The organism is Caulobacter sp. CCUG 60055 (genome assembly GCF_022750545.1).
In the GTDB taxonomy this organism is placed as follows: domain Bacteria; phylum Pseudomonadota; class Alphaproteobacteria; order Caulobacterales; family Caulobacteraceae; genus PUIC01.
This window is the reverse complement of the sequence record NZ_PUIC01000001.1, coordinates 591,367-611,917: the sequence shown is the minus strand read 5'-3', so window position 1 is coordinate 611,917 and position 20,551 is coordinate 591,367. Positions and strand designations below refer to the sequence as shown.

Below are 20,551 nucleotides of genomic sequence, written 5' to 3'. Positions count from 1 at the left end.
AATCTTTCGAGTCGAAGGACCTGATCTCCATGAGCTCACGCGCCGCCGTCATCCTGGCCGCCGGCCAGGGCACGCGGATGAAGTCGCCGCTTCCCAAGGTGCTGCACCGGGTGGGCGGGCGCGCCATGCTGGACCGGGCCATAGACGTGGCCGAGGCCCTCGGCTGCGAGCGCGTGGTGGTGGTCGCCGGCGTGCATAGTCCGGCCGTGGCCGAGCATGCGGCGGCGCGCCTGGGCCGCGGCGCCGTGGCCATCCAGGACCCGCCGCTGGGCACCGCCCACGCCGTGCTGGCGGCGCGCGAGGCCCTGGCCGGGTTCGAGGGCGACGTGGTCGTGACCAACGCCGACTGCCCCCTGCTTTCGCCGGACGACCTTTCGCCGCTGTTCGATCTGCGCGCCGCCGGGGCGGACCTGGCGCTGCTGGCTTTCGAAGCCGCCGATCCGGCGCTGTACGGCCGGGTGCTGCGGGCCGCCGACGGCCGCGTCGAGCGCATCGTCGAGGCGCGCGAGGCCAGTCCCGAGCAACTGAAGGTGACGACCTGCTACGCCGGCATGCTGGCCGCTCCGGCCGGGCTGCTGTTCGACTGGCTGGGCCGGGTGCGCGACGACAACGCCAAGCGCGAGTTCTACCTGACCGACATCGTCGGGCTGGCGGTCGGCGACGGCCGCGCGGTGCAGGCCGCCGTCGCGCCCGAGACGGCGGTGATGGGCGCCGATTCCCAGGCCCAGCTGGCGACGGCCGAGGCGGTCTTCCAGCGCGGGCGCCGCGCCGCCCTGATGGCCGCCGGCGTCAACATGGCCGCGCCGGACACGGTGCACCTGTCCTGGGACACCGAGATCGCCGGCGGCGTCGTGGTCGAGCCCTATGTGGTGTTCGGCGCCGGCGTCACGGTCGAGAGCGGGGCGGTGATCCGCGCCTTCAGCCACCTCGAGGGCTGCACGGTCGGCCCCGGCGCGCTGGTGGGGCCCTACGCCCGCCTGCGTCCTGGCGCGGACATCGGACCGGAGGCCCACATCGGCAACTTCGTCGAGGTCAAGAAGGTGAAGGTGGGCGCGGGGGCCAAGGCCAACCACCTGGCCTATCTCGGCGACGGGACCGTCGGCGCGGGGGCCAACATCGGCGCGGGGACGATCTTCTGCAACTACGACGGCTTCGACAAGTTCGAGACCCATGTCGGCGAGGGGGCCTTCATCGGCTCGAACACCGCCCTGGTGGCTCCGGTGCGGGTCGGCAAGGGCGCCATGACCGGGTCGGGCTCGGTCATCACCCGCGACGTGGCCGACGACGCCCTGGCGATCGAGCGGACGCAACAGACAGAGAAGCCGGGCTGGGCCGCGCGCTTCCGGGCCTTGAAACTGTCGGGACGCAGGAAATGAGCGCAGAGAACCACAAGCAGATGGCCGGCGAGGCCGCCGCCGCCTTCGTGCAGCCGGGCATGGTCGTCGGGCTGGGCACCGGCTCGACGGCGGCCTGGTTCGTCAAGGCGCTGGCGGCGCGAAGCCTCGACGTCGTCGGCGTGCCGACGTCTCAGGCCACCGCCGATCTCGCCCTGTCGCTGGGCCTGCGGCTGGCCGACCTCGACGAGGTCCGCCAGATCGACCTCACCGTCGACGGCGCCGACGAGATCGGTCCGGGTCTCGCCCTGATCAAGGGCGGCGGCGCGGCCCTGCTGCGCGAGAAGCTGGTCTGGGAGGCGTCGCGCCGCTGCGTGGTGATCGCCGACGCGGCCAAGCAGGTGCGGACGCTGGGCCGGTTCGCCCTGCCGATCGAGGTGGTCGCCTTCGGCCATCGGTCGACGGCCCTGCGCATCAGCGACGCCCTTTCGGAATGCGACATCGGCGTCGGGGCCCGCCTGCGGGTCAAGGACGGGGCGCCGGTGCGGACCGACGGCGGCAACCTTATCTACGATGCGCCCTGCGGGACGATCGAGGACCCGGCGATGCTGGCCGACGCGTTGAAGAGCGTCACCGGCGTGGTCGATCACGGCCTGTTTCTCGATCTCGCCGACGAGGCGTTGATCGGCACGGACGCCGGCGTCGTCTCCCTGACGCCGTGATCCAGTTGGGAGCCTGTTGATGGCCAAGACCTACGACTACGACCTGTTCGTCATCGGCGCCGGCTCCGGCGGCGTGCGCGCCGCGCGGCTGGCGGCGATGGGCGGCGCCCGGGTGGCGGTCGCCGAATCCTACCGGGTCGGCGGCACCTGCGTGATCCGCGGCTGCGTGCCCAAGAAGTTCATGGTCTACGCCTCCGAGTTCTCGCACGGTTTCGACGTCGCCGAAGGCTTCGGCTGGACTGTGGGCGAGCGGTCGTTCGACTGGGCCAAGTTCGTCGAACGCAAGGACGTCGAGATCGCCCGCCTGTCGGGCATCTACACCACCAACTTGGAGAAGGCCGGGGCGGAGCTGTTCCACGCCCGCGCCGTGCTCAAGGACGCCCACACCGTCGAGCTGGTCGGCAAGGACAGGACGGTCACCGCCGACAAGATCCTGATCGCGGTCGGCGGCAAGGTGTGGCTGCCGTCCCCGGACGCCGTGCCGGGCATAGAGCACGTCATCACCTCGGACGACGCCTTCCATCTGCCGCATTTGCCCAAGAGCATCCTCATCGCCGGCGGCGGATACATCGCCGTCGAATTCGCCGGCATCTTCGCCGGCCTGGGGGTCGACACCACCCTCGTCTATCGCGGGCCCAACATCTTGCGGGGTTTCGACGAGGACGTGCGCACCCATCTGGCCGACGAGATGGAGAAGCATGGGATCAAGATCGTCCTGGGCGCCCAGCATCAACGCATCGAAAAGACCGACAAGGGCCTGGTCAACCACCTGACCAACGGCCTGGTCTGCACGACGGAACAGGTGATGTTCGCCGTGGGCCGCCGCGCGGCCACCGAGGGCCTGGGCCTGGAGACGGCGGGGGTCGAGGTCGAGGCCGACGGTACGGTCAAGGTCGACCGGTTCTCGCAGACCACCGCCGCCAACATCTGGGCCGTGGGCGACGTCACCGGCCGCATGAACCTGACGCCGGTCGCCATCCGCGAAGCCGTGGCCTTCAACCAGACGGTGTTCCACGACACGCCCACCGCGTTCGACCACGACAACGTGCCGACGGCGGTCTTCTCGCAGCCGCCGATCGGCACGGTCGGCCTGACCGAGGCCGAGGCCCGCAAGAAGTGCGGCAAGGTCGACATCTATGTCACCCGGTTCCGACCGATGAAGCAGGCCTTCATCGGCGGCCAGGAGCGCATGCTGATGAAACTGATCGTCGAATGCGCCACGGACCGGGTGGTCGGCGTGCACATCGTCGGCCCCGATGCGCCGGAAATGATCCAGATGGCGGCCATCGCCGTGAAGATGGGCGCGACCAAGGCCCAGTGGGATCAGACCTGCGCGCTGCACCCGACGGCGGCCGAGGAGATCGTCACCCTGCGCGAGAAATACGTGCCGCACGAACTGGCCGCCGCTGAATGACCTTGACCTGGGATCGCGCCGAAGTTCCGGCGCAGACGTACGACGCGTTTGAGGAAAGCCAGACCCCGTGGTCGGGCGGCCTGACCACGGCGGTCTTCGCCATCGCGGCGGTGATGGGCTATGTCGCCAACCTGGGCTACGCGCCGATGGTGGCGCTGGCCGGCATCCTGGCCGTTCCCACCCTGCGCTTCTCGCGGCCCTGGCGGCCGGTGGTGTTCGCGCTGATCGTGCTGGTGGTCTGGGCCCTGGTCAGCATGAAATGGAGCCTGGCGGCCGTCGATCCGGCCAGCCTGCGCAAATACAAGGACCTTGAGCGGCTGACGCCGGCCAAGCTGGTGCTGCAGCTTGGGTTCTATTGCGCCTTCGTCGCCGCGGCCGCGAGCCTGTCGCGGCGATGGGCCGAGCGGGCCGGGCTGGTGCTGGGGGTGGGGGTGCTGGCCCTGGCGGCCATGATCGCCTTCGAGGCGCTGCGGGGCGCCGAGCTCTATCTGTGGATCAAGCAGGCGCTGGGACAGCCGACGCGGCCGGACCTGGCCGCGCGCAACGTCGCGCGCGGCGGCTATGTCGGCGTGATGCTGATGTGGGTCGCCTGCGCCTTCCTGATGGAGCGCGGCTGGAAGGCGGCCGTGGTCTTCCTGGTGGGCCTGCTGTTCGTCGGCGTCGCCGTCTTCAACACCGACGCGGTGCTGGCGGCGATGGGCGTCGGTCTGGCGGTGTTCCTGTGCGTGCGCATGCTGGGCCCGATCGGCGTCTGGCTGCTGGCGGCCGGCTCGGCGGTCTATTTCGTCGCCGCGCCCTATGTCGTGCTGGCGGGCGTGCAGCATGGCCTGTTCGCCTATCTGCATCCCCATGTCGGCCCGTCCTGGGGGGCGCGCCTGAACATCTGGAGCTTCACCGCCGCCAAGATCGTCGAGAAGCCCTGGACGGGCTGGGGCCTCGATTCCAGCCGGATGTTCGGCCTGGCCATCCCGCTCCACACCCACGACGGAGCCTTGCAGATCTGGCTGGAGCTCGGCCTCGTCGGCGCGCTGATCGTGTCGGCGATCTGGGCCTGCATATTGGCGCCGGTGGCGGTCTTCGCCCGCACCGACCGGGTGCTGGCGGCGGTGTGCGCCGCCACGGCGGCCAGCTACCTAACCGTCGGCGCGCTGAGCTTCGGCGTCTGGCAGGAGTGGTGGCTGGCCCTGGGGGCGCTGGCCTTCGCCGCCTGCGCCGTCCTGGCGCGCGCGCGCGCCGAACGGTCGCCTCCGGAAATCACTTTCCTGGAACCGCTTTAGTCGGCGCCAATTCAGGCATATTTTGCCTAAACGCGCGGCTTGCGATAAAAGCCGCGCCTTCCTTCCGCGAGTAAGATCATGACCGAGCGTTGGACGCCGTCGTCCTGGAGACAGAAACCCGCCAAGCACCTGCCGACCGATTATTCGGACATGGCGGCGCTGGAGCGTGTCGAAAACACCCTTCGCTCGATGCCGCCCCTGGTCTTTGCGGGCGAGGCGCGTCGGCTGAAGTCGCTGCTGGGCGAGGTCGCCGACGGCAAGGCCTTCCTGCTTCAAGGCGGCGACTGCGCCGAGAGCTTCAAGGAATTCCACGCCGACAACATCCGCGACACCTTCCGCCTGCTGTTGCAGATGGCGGTGGTGCTGACCTTCGCCGGCGGCAAGCCGGTGGTGAAGGTCGGCCGTATCGCCGGCCAGTTCGCCAAGCCGCGCTCCGAGCCGACCGAGACCATCGACGGCGTCACCCTGCCGTCCTATCGCGGCGACATCATCAACGGCATGGCCTTCGAGGCGGCCGAGCGCGCGCCCGATCCCGAGCGCCTGCTCAAGGCCTATGGCCAGTCGTCCTCGACGCTGAACCTGCTGCGCGCCTTCGCCGGCGGCGGTTACGCCGATCTCTACAACATCCACCGCTGGACGCTGGGCTTCGTCGCCGACAGCCCGCAGGGCGCGCGCTACCGCGAACTGTCGTCCAAGATCTCCGAGGCGCTCGACTTCATGGCCGCCGTCGGCGTCACGCCCGACAGCCATCCCGACCTGCGCCGGGTCGAGGTGTTCACCAGCCACGAAGCCCTGCTGCTGGGCTTCGAGGAAGCGATGACCCGCGTCGATTCCACTTCGGGCGACTGGTACGACACCTCGGCGCACATGCTGTGGATCGGCGAGCGCACCCGCCAGCCGGACGGCGCCCACATCGAGTTCATGAAGGGGGTCAAGAACCCCATCGGCATGAAGGTCGGCCCGATGCTGGAAGGTGACGAGCTGCTGCGCCTGATCGACATCCTCAACCCGAAGAACGAGCCGGGCCGCCTGACGCTGTACGGCCGCTTCGGCGCCGACAAGATCGCCGACCGCCTGCCGCGCCTGATGGCCGCCACCAAGCGCGCCGGCCGCGCCGTGGTGTGGGCCACCGACCCGATGCACGGCAATACGCTCAAGGCCGCCAACGGCTACAAGACCCGGCCGTTCGACCGCATCCTGTCGGAGGTGAAGACCTTCGTGGAGGTGGCCCAGGCCGAGGGCGTGCATCCCGGCGGCGTCCACCTGGAGATGACCGGCCAGAACGTCACCGAATGCCTGGGCGGGGCGCGGGCGTTGAGCGAGGGCGACCTCGCCGACCGCTACCACACCCATTGCGATCCGCGTCTCAACGCCGACCAGGCGCTGGAGCTAGCGTTCCTGGTGGCGGAAAAGCTGAAATCGACCCGCGAGGCCGAGCGTCAGGCCGCCGCCAGCTGACGCCGGGCGGCCAGGCTGGCGACGGCGGCGGCCACCAGGGCCGCCGCCGCGACCAGGCTGGGAAGGGTGAAGTCGCCGGTCTTCTGTGAGACCAGGCCGGCGAAGCTGGGCCCGGCGATCTGGCCGACGCCGAACACCGCCGTCATCGCCGCCAGGGCGCGGTGTGGCTCCCCGCCGCTCTCGCGGGCGGCGACCAGGCCCAGGGCGGTCATGCCTATGAAGGTTCCGCCCAGGATCACGCTGGCCAGCACCACGCCCGCCGCCGTCGGCTGCAGCACGCTGACCGCCACGCCGCCCGCCTCCAGCAAGGCGGCGAGGGCGTAGGCCGGCAGCAGGCCGATGCGCCGGCTCACCTTGGTCCATAGCCACACCGACGGCACGGCGGCGAGGCCGACGAGCAGCCAGACGACGGGTTCGACGTTTCGCGCGGCCGGAGAGGCGCGCACGATGGCCATCAGGAAGGTGGCTGTGATCACATAGCCGAAGCCGAACAGGCCGTAGGCCGCCAGCAGGGCCGCCGGCAAACGCCCGGCGGGGGGCGGGGCGGCGGCCCTGCTGGCCGCGGGAACGGCGGCGGCGTCGGGCGGCAGCAGCTGCAGCGCCGCCAGGGCGCCCAGCAGGGAGAGCGCGCCGCTGGCGGCCCACAGCATGCGCCAGTCGAGACCGGCCGCGCCCAGGCCGGCCACCAGCACGGCCGAGGCGGCGATCCCCAGGCCGACGCCGGCGAAATGCAGGGCCGACCATTGCGGCTGTCCCAGGCGGGCCAGGCGTTCGAGCACGGCCGTGGAGGCGAAGACGAGGACGAAGGCGCTGGCGACGCCGCCAAGGAAGCGGATGGCCGCGAAGGCTATGCTGGTCGAGGCGGCGGCCATGGCCAGGGTGGTCAGGCCGCTGGCGAACAGGGCCAGAAGCATCCATCGCCGGGCCGATCCCTTGAACCCCGGCGCGGCGGCCAGCAGCGCCCCAGCCAGATAGCCGGCGAAGTTGGCCGAGGCGATCCATCCCGTCTCGGCCTTGGTCAGGTGCAGCGCGGCGGCCATCACCGGCAGGATCGGCGTGTAGACGAACCGTCCGAAGCCCATGCCCACGGCCAGACTGATCAGGCCGGCGCAGGCGAGACGGGCGGGCGAGGGGGCTTGGCTCATGCCTCCTCGTATCCTTCGACTCGGCCAGTGTCAGCCAGCGGCGGCCTTCAAACGCTCGTGGGCGGATCTGCGAGCGCCCTTGGCCTCGACCAGGCGGCCCGCCGCGCCCAGCTCATAAGGCGGCATGTTGTTGTAGAAGGCCTCATAGGCCCCCGGCCTGACCAGATAGGTCTCGTGCCAGATGCCGACGTCGCCGTTGGAGGCCACCGCCTTGTTGAACGCCTGCCAGGCCGGCAGGTGCGCCGCGTCCGGGCTGCGGGCGTAGGCCTCCAGCGCCTCGAAGCTGCGCCAGTACTGCACCACCAGCACGTTCGGAAAGCCGAAATGGGTGCGGGCGTGCAGGAGGCCCAGCTCCGGCTTCTTCGCCAGTTCGATCAGCATGCCCGGCATGGCCGTCGCCACCGGTAGCCATTTGCCGATCTTCCACCAGCGGTTCACCCTCATGCCGATCAGGAAGACGACGAAGTCGCCGTCGATTTCGGCGCAGACACGGTCGGCGATGATGGCGGGCATGGCGGGGCCTTTCATTTACGCTGTATCTAATCGATGTTTAGATTCTAAGGCAAGTCCTTTCGTCGCCTTCGGGCTGTGACCCTGGGAACACCCCGGCGGGCGAAGCGTCGTCGCTATGGTCGGAGGGGTTGCATCCTCGATGGCGCTCCGTCAGGCTCCGCGCCTCTTTGAAAGGCTTGACCATGGCGCGCGATGCCGCCGCAGCGACCCCCCGCACGGGGCGGGGCCTGTTTGCTTTCCGGCGTAACCCTCAGAACGATCCGATCCGTAACGACCTCGGCGAACTTCTCCGGCTGGCCGGGCCGGTGGTCCTCGCCCGCCTGGGCATCATGACCATGGGCCTGACCGACGCCATCGTCGTCGGCCGGTTCTCGGCGGTGCAGCTCAGCTACCACGCCCTTGGCTGGGCGCCGACCTCGGTGGTGCTGACCATGGCCGTCGGCCTGCTGATCGGCGTGCAGGTGATGACGGCGCGCTATATCGGCGAGGGGCGGCGCGCCGACACCGGCGCCGTGCTGCGGCGCGGGCTGGTCTACGCCTTCTGGATCGGCATGGTCTCGGCCCTGGCCATCTTCTTCCTCGGACCGCTGTTCCTGCACGCCCTGGGCCTGGAGAAGGACCTTGCCGACGGCGCCACCCACGCCCTGCGCGTCTTCGCCTGGTCGCTGCCGACCTATCTCGTCTCGGTGGCCGCGACCTTCTACCTCGAGGCGCTGTCCAAGCCGCAGCCGGGCATGTGGGCCATGTGGGGCGCCAACGCCGCCAACCTCGTCCTCAATCTGCTGCTGGTGCCCGGCGTGTTCGGCCTGCCTGCCATGGGCGCGGTCGGCGCGGCCTGGGCCACCTTCGGCGCGCGGCTGGTGCTGATGATCTGGATCCTGGCCTACATCGCCCGCATGCCGGAGGCGCGGGCCCTCGGGGTGTTCCGCAAGCCGGTCAATGACAAGGCCGACGCGGTGGCCCAGCGCAAGGTCGGTTACGGCGCGGGCGCGTCCTATTTCGTCGAGGCGGGCGCCTTCGCCGGCATGAACATCGTCGCCGGCTGGCTGGGCGAACTGGCCGTGGCCGGCTGGGCCATCGTGCTCAACGTCGCGGCCGTGATCTTCATGGCGCCGCTCGGCCTCGCCACCGCCACGGCGGTCCTGGTCGGGCGGGCCTATGGCGCGCGCGACCGCGGCGGCGTGGTCAGGGGCGGGGTGCTGGGCTTCGGCGTGGCCGCCGTGGTCGGCCTGGTGGTGGCCTTGATTGTCTGGCCGACCGCGCCGCTGATCGCCCGGGTCTACACCACCGATCCGGCGGTCATCGCCATGACGGCCGCCGCCCTGGTGCTGTGCTGCCTGTTCTTCGTCGCCGACGGGGTGCAGGTGGTGGTGGCCCAGGCCCTGCGCGCGCGCGGCGACATCTGGGTGCCGACGGCGACCCATGTGCTGAGCTACGCCGTGGTCATGGGGCCGCTTGGCTGGTGGCTGGCCCATCCGATGGGCATGAGCCTGGACGGCATCGTCTGGGGCGTGATCGTCGCCAGCCTGATGTCGGCCGGCCTGCTGCTCGGCCGCTTCGCCATGCTGGCGAGGAGCCTCTGAGGCCGGGCGGTCAGACGCCGAGTATCCAGCCCTCCTCGCGCTCGACCACGCCGACCAGTTCGGCGTCGGCGGCCTGGGCCGGCGAGGGGGCGAACAAGGCCCCCAGCTTGCCGGCCTCGTCCAGCTTGGCGAGGTGGTAGGCCACGGCGCGCACCTGGGCGCGATCGGCGATCTCGCCCGGCTCCGGCGCGGCCTTGGCCAGGGCGGGGCTGATCTCGGCGATCACCGCCGACGACGCGGCGAGGTCGGCCGGCGTCAGGGCCCGCCATCCGGTGGTGAACGGCCAGACCGCCGCCTTGTCGCCCAGGTCGGCGACCAGCCGCTTGACGGCCGGCATGCCGACGATGGCCTGGCTGCCGACGGTGCCGTTGCCGAACACCTGCCAGACCGTCTTGGCGGCGGCCTTGCCGTTGCGGTCCTGGGCGGCCGCCTCGGCGCGCCGCTGCTGCGGCGGCAGATGCGCGCCGTGCTCGGCCGGCTTGGTGGTGGTCAGCCAACGCTGGGCGTCGTTGGCGGGGCACCCCCAGAACGGCGAGGGCGCGTCGGTCATCAGCCGGTTCATCTTGGCCGCGACGGCGAAGCGGTTGTTCACGTTGCCGGCCTTGTCGACCACGTTGGCGGCCAGGAAATCCCAAAGGCCGGACCAGTCGGGCCGCGCCAGCTTGAGCGCCGAGGCGGTGCCGGCCGGATAGCCCAGCGCGAAGTCGAAGCCGATCAGGGCGCGCTCGCCGCGTCGCTGGAAATCGGCCAGCAGGTCGCGCAGCAGCTTTTCCGCCTCGACGCGGGTGGCGGGATTGTGCGCCTCGAACGCCAGCTTGAAGCGGACGTCGCGCTTGACCACGCCGATCCAGACGGAATCCTTGCCCGTGCGCGGCTTGGCCGCCGCGCTCCAGTCGGCGATGACATAGGCGTTGAACAGACGCGACACCGGAATACCCACTTGGCGAGACCTTCCGGGCTTTTAGCGCCTGAGACGGGACGGGCCAATCGCGCCGCCGCCGAAATCGCGCCGGGCCGCCCGGGACGGGGCGGCCGGCCCGGTTTCAGCGCGAGGCGACGCGGGCGCTGCGCAGCTCGAGTTCGACCTGCTGGGTCCAGATCGGCGCGGCCGGCGGCGTCTCCGGCATCGCCGGCAGGCCGGCCTGGGCCTTGCGGACGATCGGGGGCGCCTGAAGCTCCTCGGGCGTGAGGAACAGGCCTTCGCGCCGGGCCTTGAGGCCCCAGTCGGCGCGGGCGGTGACGTAGATCAGCAGCGAAGCGCAGGCGAGGCCCAACAGGATCGGGGCCATCCAGAACACCAGGTCCGGATAGTAGGACAGCCCGACATAGGCGGCGAGGCCGACGAAGCTGATCCAGCCCATATGCGCCCACACCTCGACCAGCGGCAGGCGGTCGCATTCGCGCCGCTGACGCTTCCAGCCGGAGTCCTGGCCGGTCATGATCTCGATCAGGGCGCGGGTCTGGGTCATCATCACGATGGGGGCGACCAGGGCGGACAGCAGGGTCTCGACCAGCACGCCGCCCAGGATGGCGCCGGCGCCGCCGAACGCCTTGCGCTCCTTGGCGTTGAACAGCACCACCGCCGCGCCCATCAGCTTGGGCCCGAACAGCATGGTCGCGGTCAGGCCGATGGCCGCCAGCAGCACGCCGGCCTGCGACCAGTCGATGTGATGGTGCTTGATCAGGTCGACGGTCAGGAACTTCTCGGACATCAGCACGCGCGCGGCGACGCCGACCACCAGCGACAGCGCCCACAGCGGCGACAGCAGGTAGGTCATGATCCCCAGCGACAGGTGCAGGCGGCTCATCCAGTGCAGGCCGCCGGCGCCCAGCAGCGGGATGTGCTGGATGTTGCCCTGCGCCCAGCGCCGGTCGCGCGCGGCGAAGTCGGGCAGGGTGGGCGGGGCCTCCTCGTAGGAGCCCTCCATGAACGGGGCCAGGTGCACGCCCCAGCCGCCCCGGCGGATCAGCGCCGATTCCAGGGCGTCGTGGCTCATCACCTTGCCGCCGAAGGGGCGGGGCCCCTTGAGGTCGGGCAGGCCGCAGCAGTCGGCGAACGCCTGCACGCGGATGATGGCGTTATGGCCCCAATAGCTGCTTTCGGCGCCCGACCACCAGGACAGGCCGGCCCAGGCGACGCGGCTGTAGAGGCGCGAGCCGAACTGCAGGCAGCGGGCGAACAGGGTCTCGCCGTTGATGACCAGCGGCAGGGTCTGGATCAGGCCGGCGCTCGGGTGGCGCTCCATGGCCGAGACCAGGCGCAGGATGGTCTCGCCGCTCATCAGGCTGTCGGCGTCGAGCATCAACATCTGCTCGTAGGCGCCGCCGAAGCGGCGGACCCAGTCGGCGATGTTGCCGGCCTTGCGGCCGACATTGGCTTCGCGGCGGCGGTAGTACACCGCCGAGGCGGCGTTGGCGCGCAGGCGCTCGAACGCGGCGTACTCCTCCTTGGCCACGGCCATGTCGGTCGTGTCGCTGAGGATGAAGATGTCGAACTGCGGATTGGCCCCGTACTCGGCCAGCGAGGCGTCCATGGCCCACAGGCGGGCGAGCACCGCCTCGGGGTCCTCGTTGTAGACGGGCATCAGGATGGCGGTGCGCGTGGCCGGACGGGCCGGCCAGGCTGCAGCGTTGATGCGCAGCGGATCGCCGCCGCCCTTGATCAGCACGCCGAGACCGGCGATCGAGCTGCAGAACCAGCAGGCGAGCACGGCGTAGGGCGGCCCGATCAGCGCCAGCCCGACCCATTCCAGCGGGCTGATGCCTTCGCGGCTGACCGCCTTGAAGGCGATGGCGTAAGCCAGCGCCAGCAGCAGCGCGGCGAAGCCGAACAGCAGGGCGCGGCGACGGACGATGTCCGAAGGCGTGGATTTCGGCTTGGCGCCGGCCTCGACGTCGCGCGCCATCGACTGCACCGGCATGTCGAGAGCGGTCTCGGCGGGCAGGTCGGCGACGCGGCCGCGGCCATAGCGGACTTGCGGATCGTACTGCTCCAGCACAGTCGCGCTGGCCCAGCGATCTTCTGCGGCGAACCTCATCGCCCGATCATTCCCTCTTGGCCGATCCGACCCGTTCGCGACCGCTTAAGGACCACCATCCGGCTCCTCGCCTTGACGCCAAAGCTGCTCGCGTTCCCTGATCGACCAGGGACTCACGCTTCCGTGATGACTTCATATCACAGACTTGTGATCCGTCACGGCGCCGCAGCAAATTTTCCGAAGAAAAATTTCGAGGGGAGGGATTTCATGCGTCCCGAACGGGCGCTCGACGCCCGATTTCCGGGCGAAACGCCGGCTTGGCGGGAATTAAGACCGGCCGCGACGCGGCCGGTCTACGCCCAGGCTAGGCCAGCTTGACCAGCATCTTGCCCAGATTTTCGCCGTTGAACAACTTGATGAAGGCGGCGGGGGCGTTTTCGACGCCGACGTCCACCGTCTCGCGCCACTTCACCTTGCCCTCGGCGATCCAGCCCGACATGTCCTTCACGAAGGCGGGCATCATGTCGAAGTGGTTCGAGACGATGAAGCCTTCCAGGCGCAGGCTCTTGCCGACGGCCAGGATGATGTTGCCCGGCCCCTTGGCCTCGCCGGTCTCGTTATACTGCGAGATCATGCCGCAAAGGGCGAAGCGGGCGAACGGGCGGGCGGCGTTGAGGGCCGCCTCCAGGTGGGCGCCGCCGACGTTCTCGAAATAGACGTCGATGCCGCGCGGCGCGGCTTCGGCCAGCGCCTTGGTCAGGTCGGGGGTCTTCTTGTAGTCGATGACGTGGTCGACGCCGATCTCGCGCAGGAAGGCGGCCTTGTCGTCGCCGCCGGCCGAGCCGATGACGGTGCAGCCCTTGATCTTGGCGATCTGGCAGACCACCGAGCCCACGGCCCCGGCGGCGGCGGAGACGAACACCACGTCGCCGGGCTTGAGGGCCGCGATCTTCAGCAGGCCGACATAGGCGGTCAGGCCTGGCATGCCGGCGACCCCGAGGAAGGCCTGGGGCGGCAGGCCGTGGGTGTCGATCTTCTGCAATGCGGCGGCGGGGGCGTTGAAGACCTCGCGCCAGCCGAACATGGTCGAGACGATGTCGCCGGGCTTGAGCGCCGGGTCGTTGGAGGCCGTCACCTCGCCGATGGCGCCGCCCTGCAGCGCCTCGCCGATCTGGAACGGCGGCACGTAGCTCGGCCGGTCGTACATGCGGCCGCGCATGTAGGGGTCGACCGACATCCACAGATTGCGCACCTGGACCTCGCCGGGGCCGGGCGCGGGCACCTCGACCGAGGCCAGGTCGAAGGCGGCGGCGGTCGGCGTGCCGACCGGCCGCGACTTCAGGCGGATTTCACGCGAGACGGTGGTGCTCATGGGCGCTTCCCTCGAATTGTCCGTATCATGGCCCGATACGGTTCAAACGGATGTTTAACGCTCTTCCGGCGCGCGCGCCAAGGGGCGATCTCGCGCCGGCCGCCCCGGCGACCCGGCTTTCCCTTGGGGACGAACCGCGCTAGGCCGCCTTGCAGGTGCGTGCAGCAGGATAGGCGCTGATGAGCGACGTTTTGAAGGCCGGCGTGGTCGGCGCCGGAATTTTCGGCGGCTACCACGCCAACAAATACGCGGCGCTGCCCGGCGTGACCCTGACCGCCGTCTTCGACCCGCACGTCGAGCGCAGCGAGGCGCTTGGCGGGCCGCTCGACGCCGAGACCTTCACCGACCTCGACGCCTTCCTGGCCGCGGTCGACGTGGTCACTGTCGCTTCGCCCGCCCACACCCACGCCGAGGTCGCCCTGGCGGCGTTGCGCGCCGGGCGGCACGTCTATGTCGAAAAGCCGCTGGCGACCGCGATGGACAAGGCCGACGCCCTGGTGACGGCGGCCGCCGCCTCGGGCGTGGTCCTGGCCTGCGGCCACCAGGAGCGCATCGTCTTCAAGGCCATGGGCCTGTTCGACGCGCCGGAACGGCCGCTGCGCCTGGAGGCGGCGCGACGCGGGCCGTGGAGCCCGCGCGCCACCGACGTCACCTGCGTGCTGGACCTGATGATCCACGACATCGACCTGGCCCTGCAACTGGCCGGCGGCGAGCCGCTGACGGTCGAGGCCGAGGGCCGGATCACCCACGGCCCGTTCGCCGACGAGGTCCGGGCCGAGGTCCTGTTCGCCGACGGCATGACGGCGGTGTTCGACACCTCGCGCATCGCCGACGAGCGCAGGCGGGCGATGCGGCTGGTCTATCCTTCGGGCGAGGTCGAGGTCGACTTCCTCAGCCGGACCTTCCGCAACACCACCGGCTTTGCGCTCGACGCCGATTTCGCCAAGAGCGCGACGGGCAAGGACCCGCTGGGGGCCAGCGTAGCCGCCTTCCTGGCCGCCGTGCGCGGCGAGGCGGCCCGCCCGGCGGTGACCGGCGAGGAGGCCGCCCGGGCGCTCGACCTGGCCCTGGCCGTCGAGCACGCCACCGGGCTCTAGCGGACCTGCGCCGTCGCGCTAAGCTGGCCTTCGCGAAAACCCCGGAGGCGGCGATGAGCGACGGAACGGCCTACGACTTCGACTTCACCAGCATCGAAGGTTTGCCGCTGCCCCTGTCGGGGTTCGGCGGCAAGGTGATGCTGGTGGTCAACACCGCCTCCAAATGCGGCTTCACGCCCCAGTACAAGGGACTGGAGAGCCTGTACGAGACCTATTCCGGCCGGGGGCTGGTGGTCATCGGCGTGCCGGCCAACGACTTCCTGTGGCAGGAGCCGGGCGGCGAGAGCGAGATCAAGGCCTTCTGCGAGCTGCGCTTCGGGGTGACCTTCCCGCTGACCGCCAAGGCGCACGTGAAGGGCGGCAAGATCCATCCCTTCTATCGCTGGACCAAGGCGGCCATGGGCGAGGCGGGGACGCCCAAGTGGAATTTCCACAAGATCCTGATCGGCCGCGACGGCCGCCCCGTCGCCGGCTTCGGACCGCGCGTGACGCCCGACGACCCCAAGCTGATCGGGGCCATCGAGGCGGCCCTGAACGCGCCTGGGGCCGGCTGAAGGGCGCTCAGCCGAGCGGCGAGACCCCGAACAGCAGCGGGTGGGCCCACAGCACGGCGGCCCAGACCAGCACCGCCAGCAGGATGCGCCAGGCGCCGATCTCGCCGATCTTGAACGACTGCCGGCCGGCCGCGATGGCGGCGAACGGGACGTTCGAGGTCATCGCCTCGAAGGCGGCGTAGCGGTCGCCGAGGGCGGCGCGCCGCTTGGCGTCGATGCTGGGCGGCCCCAGCAGCGCCAGGGCCAGCAGCGAGCCGAACAGGATGAGATCGGCCAGCCGGCCGTTGACCAGGAGATGCCCGGCCGCCCAGACGGCGACGCCCCACAGGAAGGGGTGACGGGTGACGCGCAGCATGCCGCGAGCGACGTCCGGATCGTCCAGGGCGCCCTCTTGCTTGACGCTGGCGGGGTTCTTGGTCAGCAGGCCGGGCACGATGAACAGGAAGGCGACAAGCTGGATCGCCGCCGCCAGATGCCGTGTCGGCCGCGCGGCCGACCACCAGCCGACGTCGCCGGCGCCGCCCCGCGCGGCGGCGAAGGCCACGATCAGCCAGGCCAGGCCGCCGACCGAGGCCAGGGAGAACAGGCCCATATAGGGCCCCTCGCCGATGGCGCCGACCAGCGCCCCGCGCAGGCGCGTGCCCGAGACCAGCAGGTGAAGCAGGACGAAGAAAGCCGCCGCCGCGATCAGGTTCAGCATGTCATCCCTCCCGGTGCGCGAGCTTCGCGCGAGTGCGAGGATGGGCGCCGGCCGGCCGCTAGAGCAAGCGCCGTTGGACGCCGTCGTCGGCCAGGACCTCTTCCTCGGGGGCGTCCTCCCAGGGCGGCCTCGCCTGCGGTCTCATCTGAGGCCGGGCCGGGACCAGCGCCGGCGCGGGCGTCGGGGCCGGCGATGGCGGCGGCGGGGCGGCGGCGGAGGGAGGCGCCTCCTGCGGCTCGGCCGGGGCGGGCGCGGCGACCCTCGGCGGCGCGGCGCGGCGAAGGATGGCGTCGGCGCGGGCCAGCCAGCGGCGGGCTTCCTGGATGGCCGGGCCGGGGCCGGCGGCGTTGCGGCGGCTGGCGTCGGACGGCAGCCACAGGTCGAGTTCGAAATCCGGGTCGCGGGGATTGTCGAAGATCAGGCGCAGCGTCACCTGGCGCGCGCCGCCGGCGATCTGTTCGAGGGCGCGGCGGGTCTCGCCCTTGTAGACCCGCGCCACCACCTGATCGTCGACGATCAGCTCGGCTCCCAGCAGGGCGCGCAGCTGATAGAGCAGGGCGTCCGCCCCGCCGTTCCACATGACCACCGCCTGCTGGGGCTTGAGGCGGAAGCCGGCGGCGGCGTTGCGGCCGCGCGCGACGATCACGGCGTCGGGCTCGCCGCCCAGCGCCCGGCGCATCAGGCGCTTGAGACGGCGCTCCTCGTCGAGCCACCACGCCGCGCCGCTGCCCAGCAGGGTCACCGCGGACCCCGCTATGCCGAGAAGCAGCAGCAGGCGCATGGAGTCGATCATCGCGCCGACGGTATCAAGATTCGGCGTCGGGCGCGCGACGCCGATCGCCGGGCGGGGGCGGCGTCAGAGGTCGAGGTCGATCACCACCGGCACGTGGTCGGACGGCTTGTCCCAGCCGCGGACGTCGCGGTGGATCTCGCAGCCGCGCAGGCGGTCGGCGGCCTGGGCCGACAGCAGCAGGTGGTCGATGCGGATGCCGTGGTTTCGCGGCCAGGCCCCGGCCTGATAGTCCCAGAAGGTGTAGCCGCCCGGCGCGCCGTCGGCCTGCATGTAGGCGTCGGTCAGGCCCAGCCATTGCAGCGATCGGAAGGCCGCCCGGCTTTCCGGCTGGAACAGGGCGTCGCCCAGCCACGCCTCCGGCTTGTCGACGTCCTCGGGCTCGGGGATGACGTTGTAGTCGCCGATGATCGCCAGGGGCTCCTCATAGGCCAGCAGCGTCCGCGCGTGAGCCTTGAGGCGAGCCATCCAGGCCAGCTTGTAGTTGAACTTCTCGGTTCCGATCGGATTGCCGTTGGGCAGGTAGATGCCGCAGACCCGCACGGGCCTGGGGCCGGAGACCACGGCCTCGATGTAGCGGGCCTGCTCGTCGGCCTCGTCCTCGGGCGTCAGCGGCGGCAAGCCCCTGCGGACGTCCTCCAGCGGATGCTTCGAGAGCAGGGCGACGCCGTTATAGGTCTTCTGGCCGTGGACGGCGACGTTGTAGCCCAGGGATTCAAAGGCTTCGCTCGGGAACTTCTCGTCGACGCACTTGATCTCCTGCAGGGCGGCGACGTCCGGCTGGGCGTCGCGGAACCATTGCAGCACGGTCTCCAGCCGGGCGTTGACCGAATTGACGTTCCAGGTGGCGATGCGCATCGAAGACTCCCGCCCGGCGACAGCAGGCGCGGGGACGCTAGAGCGCGTCGTCGGTTTGCTCAAGGCGCCCGGTCTAGGCGCCGGGTCTACGCGGCGGGTTTCGCCTCGGCCTTGACGAAGGCGACGATGGGGTCGAGCACGCCGGGCGCCAGGGGCAGGCCGACGTCGCGATAGGTGGCCAGGTTGGCGGCGCGATCGAGGGGCGCGCTCTTCAGCACGTGATTGGCCCCCTCGACCACCACCAGCTTGGCGCCGGGGCGGGCCGCCGCCAGTCGCCGGGCGTCGTCGACCGACACTTGCAGGTCGGTCGAGCCCTGGACGATGAGGGCCGGGCCCTTGAAGGCCGCGAAGGCGGCGGCCGGATCGACGGCGTATTCCGAGATGACGAAGGGTTGCACCGACGGGCGGAACAGTCCGGCCAGGGCGGGCGGCGCATCCTTGACCGGCCGGCCGGCCCGCAGCTCGCCGTCGATCTCGTGGATCTTGGCCTGGACAGTCGTCGGCGCGCCGGCGTTGCGCACCTGTTCCTCGATGACGTCGGCGAGGTTGCGCCCGACGCCGGACACCGACACCACGCCGCAGGTCTTCACCTTGGCCGCCGCCAGGGCGACGACCAGCGCGCCCTCGGAGTGGCCCAGCAGCACCACGCAGGACACCTTGGGCTGGGCCGCCAGGAAGCGCGCCCAGGCGGCCGCGTCGTCGGCGTAGAGCCCGATGGTCAGCTTTTCTTCGCCAGGGCAGGCGAGGGCGCTTTCGGCGATGCAACGCTTGTCGATGCGCAGCGAGGCCACGCCCGCCGCCTCCAGTCCGTCGGCCAGCAGCTTGAGATTGTTGCCGAAGAAGCCGGCGGCCGCGGTGTTGCCGTCGCGGTCCGGGGCGCCGGAGCCAGGGACCATCAGCACGGCCGGGCCGCCCGTCCAGCCGTCCGGAACCCGCAGGGCCCCGTGCAACTGGGCGCCGGCGCCGGCGTCGATGGTCGCCTCGCGGTCGGCCGCCCGTGCGGCGAACCCGGTCAGGACCAGGGCGAGAGCCGCCCCGCACGCACGTCCAAGAACGCCCACGCTTGACCCTCCCGTCAGCAGAAGCCGTCTCGATCCTAGATGGAAAAGCTCACGCCGCAACCGCAGCTGGAGCGGGCGTTGGGGTTGCGCACCTTGAATTCGGCCCCGGTCAGGTCGTCGACGAAATCGATCTCCGAGCCCTTGAGCAGGGCCAGGGAGATCTCGTCGACCAGGGCGGCCGAACCGTCGCGCTCGATGCGCAGGTCGTCGTCCTCGGCCGTTTCGACCAGGTCGAACCGGTATTGGAAGCCCGAGCAGCCGCCGCCGTCGACGGCGACGCGGAGCATGACGGGACGGCCCTCGGCGGCGGAAATGTCGCGCAAGCGGCGGGCGGCGGTTTCGGAAAGGGTTACGGCGGGGTCGGTCATGGCTGTGGACAACTCGGGTTCGTCCTATATGAGGGCGGCCGCTCCGCTAAGGAAGTGGTCACGACTTGGGTTGCAAGGAAAAGCGCATGGCGTCCGCTCCGATTTTCCAGCCGCCGGCCCGCGCTTCCTGGGCCGAAGACCCCACCCGCTCCAAGGGGCGGCTGTTCGCCGAGCCGGAGAGCCGCACCCGCACGCCCTTCGCCCGCGACCGCGACCGGCTGATCCATTCCCAGGCCTTCCGCCGCCTGAAGGAGAAGACCCAGGTGTTCGTCGCCCACGAGGGCGACCACTTCCGCACGCGCCTGACCCATTCGCTGGAGGTCGCCCAGATCGCCCGCTCGATCGCCTTCGCCCTGGGGCTGGACGACGATCTGGCCGAGGCGGTGGCCCTGGCCCACGATCTCGGCCATCCGCCCTTCGGTCACGCCGGCGAGGACGAACTGGACGAATGCATGCGCCCGTTCGGCGGCTTCGACCACAACGTCCAGACCTTCCGCGTCGTCACCAAGCTGGAGCGGCGCTATCCCGATTTCGACGGCCTGAACCTGACCTGGGAGACCCTGGAGGGCGTCATCAAGCACAACGGTCCGGTGACTGATAAGCTGGACCGCCCGTCCTGGTGCTCGATCGTCGAGTTCAATGGGAAATACGACCTGCGCCTGGGCACCTGGGCGTCGGCGGAGGCCCAGGTGGCCGCCCTGGCCGACGACATCGCCTATAACAACCACGACGTCGATGACGGGCTGCAGGCCGGCATCTTCCGCATCGACGAGCTGATGGACGTGGCGCTGATCGGCCCGATCCTGCGCGCCCTCAAGGCCGAGCGGCCCGAACTGGACGACCGCATGCTGCGGCTCGAATCCGTGCGCCGGATGATCGGGACCATGGTCGACGACGTCATGGCCGAGACCCAGCGCCGGGCCGCCGAGGGCGGCGTGGCGACGGCCGAGGACGTGCGCATGCTGGGCAAGGCCCTGGTGGCGTTCTCGGCCGACATGGCCGAGGAGTTGGCCAAGCTGCGCTACTTCCTGCACCAGCGGATGTACCGCCATTTCCGGGTCAACCGCACGCGCAGCCAGGCGCGCCGCATCCTTTCGGAGATGTTCCACCTGTTCATGAACGAGCCCGAGGTGCTGCCGACCGAGTGGTACGACATGTCCCAGAACCGCGACCAGGCCGGCCGCGCCCGGCTGGTCTGCGACTACATCGCCGGCATGACCGACCGCTTCGCGATCGAGGAGCATCGCAAGCTGTTCAACCTGGAGCTCTGGAACGGCTGAGGCCGCCTGGACGCGCCAGGCGGCCTCCGGAGGCGCTTACCGCTCGC

19 protein-coding genes are annotated in these 20,551 nt (G+C 70.6%); 9 read left to right on the top strand and 10 right to left on the bottom strand.

What is annotated here, in order from left to right; genetic code table 11:
• The first annotated feature begins 29 nt into the window (after nucleotides 1–29).
• The 5 genes from glmU (at nucleotide 30) to C5708_RS02855 (ending at nucleotide 6,205) form a co-directional block, all read left to right on the top strand.
• Nucleotides 30–1,376, top strand: coding sequence for a bifunctional UDP-N-acetylglucosamine diphosphorylase/glucosamine-1-phosphate N-acetyltransferase GlmU (glmU, locus tag C5708_RS02875; protein ID WP_242917631.1), 1,347 nt, complete (start codon nucleotides 30–32; stop codon nucleotides 1,374–1,376).
• Nucleotides 1,373–2,056: a ribose-5-phosphate isomerase RpiA gene (gene rpiA, locus C5708_RS02870; protein ID WP_242917629.1), complete on the top strand. Its 684-nt coding sequence runs from the start codon at nucleotides 1,373–1,375 to the stop codon at nucleotides 2,054–2,056. The genes glmU and rpiA overlap by 4 nt, the downstream gene beginning before the upstream one ends.
• Before the next feature lie 19 nt (nucleotides 2,057–2,075).
• Entirely contained in the window at nucleotides 2,076–3,470 is a 1,395-nt protein-coding gene (gor, locus tag C5708_RS02865) for a glutathione-disulfide reductase (protein WP_242917627.1), read from the top strand.
• Complete coding sequence (locus C5708_RS02860; RefSeq protein WP_242917625.1) at nucleotides 3,467–4,747, top strand: O-antigen ligase family protein; 1,281 nt, start codon at nucleotides 3,467–3,469, stop codon at nucleotides 4,745–4,747. Before gor ends, C5708_RS02860 begins: the two co-directional genes overlap by 4 nt.
• Before the next feature lie 78 nt (nucleotides 4,748–4,825).
• Complete coding sequence (locus tag C5708_RS02855) at nucleotides 4,826–6,205, top strand: 3-deoxy-7-phosphoheptulonate synthase class II (RefSeq protein WP_242917623.1); 1,380 nt, start codon at nucleotides 4,826–4,828, stop codon at nucleotides 6,203–6,205.
• Here the strand turns inward: C5708_RS02855 and C5708_RS02850 are convergent.
• Together C5708_RS02850 and C5708_RS02845 are read right to left on the bottom strand one after the other, a co-directional pair.
• Nucleotides 6,187–7,350 (bottom strand): YbfB/YjiJ family MFS transporter, encoded by a 1,164-nt coding sequence (locus tag C5708_RS02850; protein WP_242917621.1) that lies wholly within the window; start codon nucleotides 7,348–7,350, stop codon nucleotides 6,187–6,189. The two genes, C5708_RS02855 and C5708_RS02850, sit on opposite strands and share 19 nt — an antisense overlap.
• A 30-nt stretch (nucleotides 7,351–7,380) precedes the next feature.
• A complete protein-coding gene (locus C5708_RS02845) occupies nucleotides 7,381–7,863 on the bottom strand; it encodes a DUF4188 domain-containing protein (protein ID WP_242917619.1) in 483 nt (160 codons plus the stop codon).
• Nucleotides 7,864–8,045: 182 nt separating this feature from the next.
• On the opposite strand from C5708_RS02845, the gene C5708_RS02840 reads away from it, so the two are divergent.
• A complete protein-coding gene (locus tag C5708_RS02840) occupies nucleotides 8,046–9,446 on the top strand; it encodes an MATE family efflux transporter (RefSeq protein ID WP_242917617.1) in 1,401 nt (466 codons plus the stop codon).
• Nucleotides 9,447–9,456: 10 nt separating this feature from the next.
• Here the strand turns inward: C5708_RS02840 and C5708_RS02835 are convergent, their stop codons facing one another.
• From C5708_RS02835 to C5708_RS02825, 3 genes are all read right to left on the bottom strand, one after another.
• Complete coding sequence (locus tag C5708_RS02835; protein ID WP_242917615.1) at nucleotides 9,457–10,374, bottom strand: cobalamin biosynthesis protein CbiG; 918 nt, start codon at nucleotides 10,372–10,374, stop codon at nucleotides 9,457–9,459.
• Between the two features lie 115 nt (nucleotides 10,375–10,489).
• Complete coding sequence (gene mdoH / locus C5708_RS02830; RefSeq protein WP_242917613.1) at nucleotides 10,490–12,484, bottom strand: glucans biosynthesis glucosyltransferase MdoH; 1,995 nt, start codon at nucleotides 12,482–12,484, stop codon at nucleotides 10,490–10,492.
• Between the two features lie 304 nt (nucleotides 12,485–12,788).
• Nucleotides 12,789–13,796: an NADP-dependent oxidoreductase gene (locus C5708_RS02825; RefSeq protein WP_242917611.1), complete on the bottom strand. Its 1,008-nt coding sequence runs from the start codon at nucleotides 13,794–13,796 to the stop codon at nucleotides 12,789–12,791.
• 179 nt (nucleotides 13,797–13,975) lie between these two features.
• On the opposite strand from C5708_RS02825, the gene C5708_RS02820 reads away from it, so the two are divergent.
• Entirely contained in the window at nucleotides 13,976–14,893 is a 918-nt protein-coding gene (locus tag C5708_RS02820; RefSeq protein ID WP_242917609.1) for a Gfo/Idh/MocA family oxidoreductase, read from the top strand.
• 53 nt (nucleotides 14,894–14,946) lie between these two features.
• Nucleotides 14,947–15,447 carry a glutathione peroxidase gene (locus C5708_RS02815; protein ID WP_121449899.1) on the top strand — a complete coding sequence of 167 codons (501 nt, stop codon included), beginning with the start codon at nucleotides 14,947–14,949 and terminating at the stop codon, nucleotides 15,445–15,447.
• Between the two features lie 7 nt (nucleotides 15,448–15,454).
• Here the strand turns inward: C5708_RS02815 and C5708_RS02810 are convergent, their stop codons facing one another.
• From C5708_RS02810 to erpA, 5 genes are all read right to left on the bottom strand, one after another.
• Nucleotides 15,455–16,147, bottom strand: coding sequence for an NnrU family protein (locus C5708_RS02810; protein WP_242917607.1), 693 nt, complete (start codon nucleotides 16,145–16,147; stop codon nucleotides 15,455–15,457).
• A gap of 58 nt (nucleotides 16,148–16,205) precedes the next feature.
• The gene (locus C5708_RS02805) at nucleotides 16,206–16,940 is read right to left on the bottom strand and encodes a hypothetical protein (protein ID WP_242917605.1); all 735 of its coding nucleotides are present in this window, start codon (nucleotides 16,938–16,940) and stop codon (nucleotides 16,206–16,208) included.
• Nucleotides 16,941–17,003: 63 nt separating this feature from the next.
• Nucleotides 17,004–17,795 carry an exodeoxyribonuclease III gene (gene xth / locus C5708_RS02800; protein WP_242917603.1) on the bottom strand — a complete coding sequence of 264 codons (792 nt, stop codon included), beginning with the start codon at nucleotides 17,793–17,795 and terminating at the stop codon, nucleotides 17,004–17,006.
• An 86-nt stretch (nucleotides 17,796–17,881) separates the two neighbouring features.
• On the bottom strand, nucleotides 17,882–18,856 hold the full coding sequence (locus C5708_RS02795) for an alpha/beta fold hydrolase (RefSeq protein ID WP_242917601.1): 975 nt from the start codon (nucleotides 18,854–18,856) through the stop codon (nucleotides 17,882–17,884).
• 35 nt (nucleotides 18,857–18,891) lie between these two features.
• Nucleotides 18,892–19,224, bottom strand: coding sequence for an iron-sulfur cluster insertion protein ErpA (gene erpA / locus C5708_RS02790; RefSeq protein WP_242917599.1), 333 nt, complete (start codon nucleotides 19,222–19,224; stop codon nucleotides 18,892–18,894).
• Nucleotides 19,225–19,310: 86 nt separating this feature from the next.
• On the opposite strand from erpA, the gene C5708_RS02785 reads away from it, so the two are divergent.
• Nucleotides 19,311–20,504: a deoxyguanosinetriphosphate triphosphohydrolase gene (locus C5708_RS02785; protein WP_242917597.1), complete on the top strand. Its 1,194-nt coding sequence runs from the start codon at nucleotides 19,311–19,313 to the stop codon at nucleotides 20,502–20,504.
• Nucleotides 20,505–20,551: the final 47 nt, after the last annotated feature.

What these genes read in the sequence shown, in the direction of transcription:
- C5708_RS02840 (WP_242917617.1), top strand. Translation starts at nt 8,046, where the DNA reads ATGGCGCGCGATGCCGCCGCAGCGACCCCCCGCACGGGGCGGGGCCTG.
- C5708_RS02810 (WP_242917607.1), bottom strand. Translation starts at nt 16,147, where the DNA reads ATGCTGAACCTGATCGCGGCGGCGGCTTTCTTCGTCCTGCTTCACCTG.
- C5708_RS02805 (WP_242917605.1), bottom strand. Translation starts at nt 16,940, where the DNA reads ATGATCGACTCCATGCGCCTGCTGCTGCTTCTCGGCATAGCGGGGTCC.
- glmU (WP_242917631.1), top strand. Translation starts at nt 30, where the DNA reads ATGAGCTCACGCGCCGCCGTCATCCTGGCCGCCGGCCAGGGCACGCGG.
- C5708_RS02845 (WP_242917619.1), bottom strand. Translation starts at nt 7,863, where the DNA reads ATGCCCGCCATCATCGCCGACCGTGTCTGCGCCGAAATCGACGGCGAC.
- C5708_RS02820 (WP_242917609.1), top strand. Translation starts at nt 13,976, where the DNA reads ATGAGCGACGTTTTGAAGGCCGGCGTGGTCGGCGCCGGAATTTTCGGC.
- C5708_RS02815 (WP_121449899.1), top strand. Translation starts at nt 14,947, where the DNA reads ATGAGCGACGGAACGGCCTACGACTTCGACTTCACCAGCATCGAAGGT.
- mdoH (WP_242917613.1), bottom strand. Translation starts at nt 12,484, where the DNA reads ATGAGGTTCGCCGCAGAAGATCGCTGGGCCAGCGCGACTGTGCTGGAG.
- C5708_RS02850 (WP_242917621.1), bottom strand. Translation starts at nt 7,350, where the DNA reads ATGAGCCAAGCCCCCTCGCCCGCCCGTCTCGCCTGCGCCGGCCTGATC.
- gor (WP_242917627.1), top strand. Translation starts at nt 2,076, where the DNA reads ATGGCCAAGACCTACGACTACGACCTGTTCGTCATCGGCGCCGGCTCC.
- C5708_RS02860 (WP_242917625.1), top strand. Translation starts at nt 3,467, where the DNA reads ATGACCTTGACCTGGGATCGCGCCGAAGTTCCGGCGCAGACGTACGAC.
- C5708_RS02785 (WP_242917597.1), top strand. Translation starts at nt 19,311, where the DNA reads ATGGCGTCCGCTCCGATTTTCCAGCCGCCGGCCCGCGCTTCCTGGGCC.
- rpiA (WP_242917629.1), top strand. Translation starts at nt 1,373, where the DNA reads ATGAGCGCAGAGAACCACAAGCAGATGGCCGGCGAGGCCGCCGCCGCC.
- C5708_RS02855 (WP_242917623.1), top strand. Translation starts at nt 4,826, where the DNA reads ATGACCGAGCGTTGGACGCCGTCGTCCTGGAGACAGAAACCCGCCAAG.
- xth (WP_242917603.1), bottom strand. Translation starts at nt 17,795, where the DNA reads ATGCGCATCGCCACCTGGAACGTCAATTCGGTCAACGCCCGGCTGGAG.
- erpA (WP_242917599.1), bottom strand. Translation starts at nt 19,224, where the DNA reads ATGACCGACCCCGCCGTAACCCTTTCCGAAACCGCCGCCCGCCGCTTG.
- C5708_RS02825 (WP_242917611.1), bottom strand. Translation starts at nt 13,796, where the DNA reads ATGAGCACCACCGTCTCGCGTGAAATCCGCCTGAAGTCGCGGCCGGTC.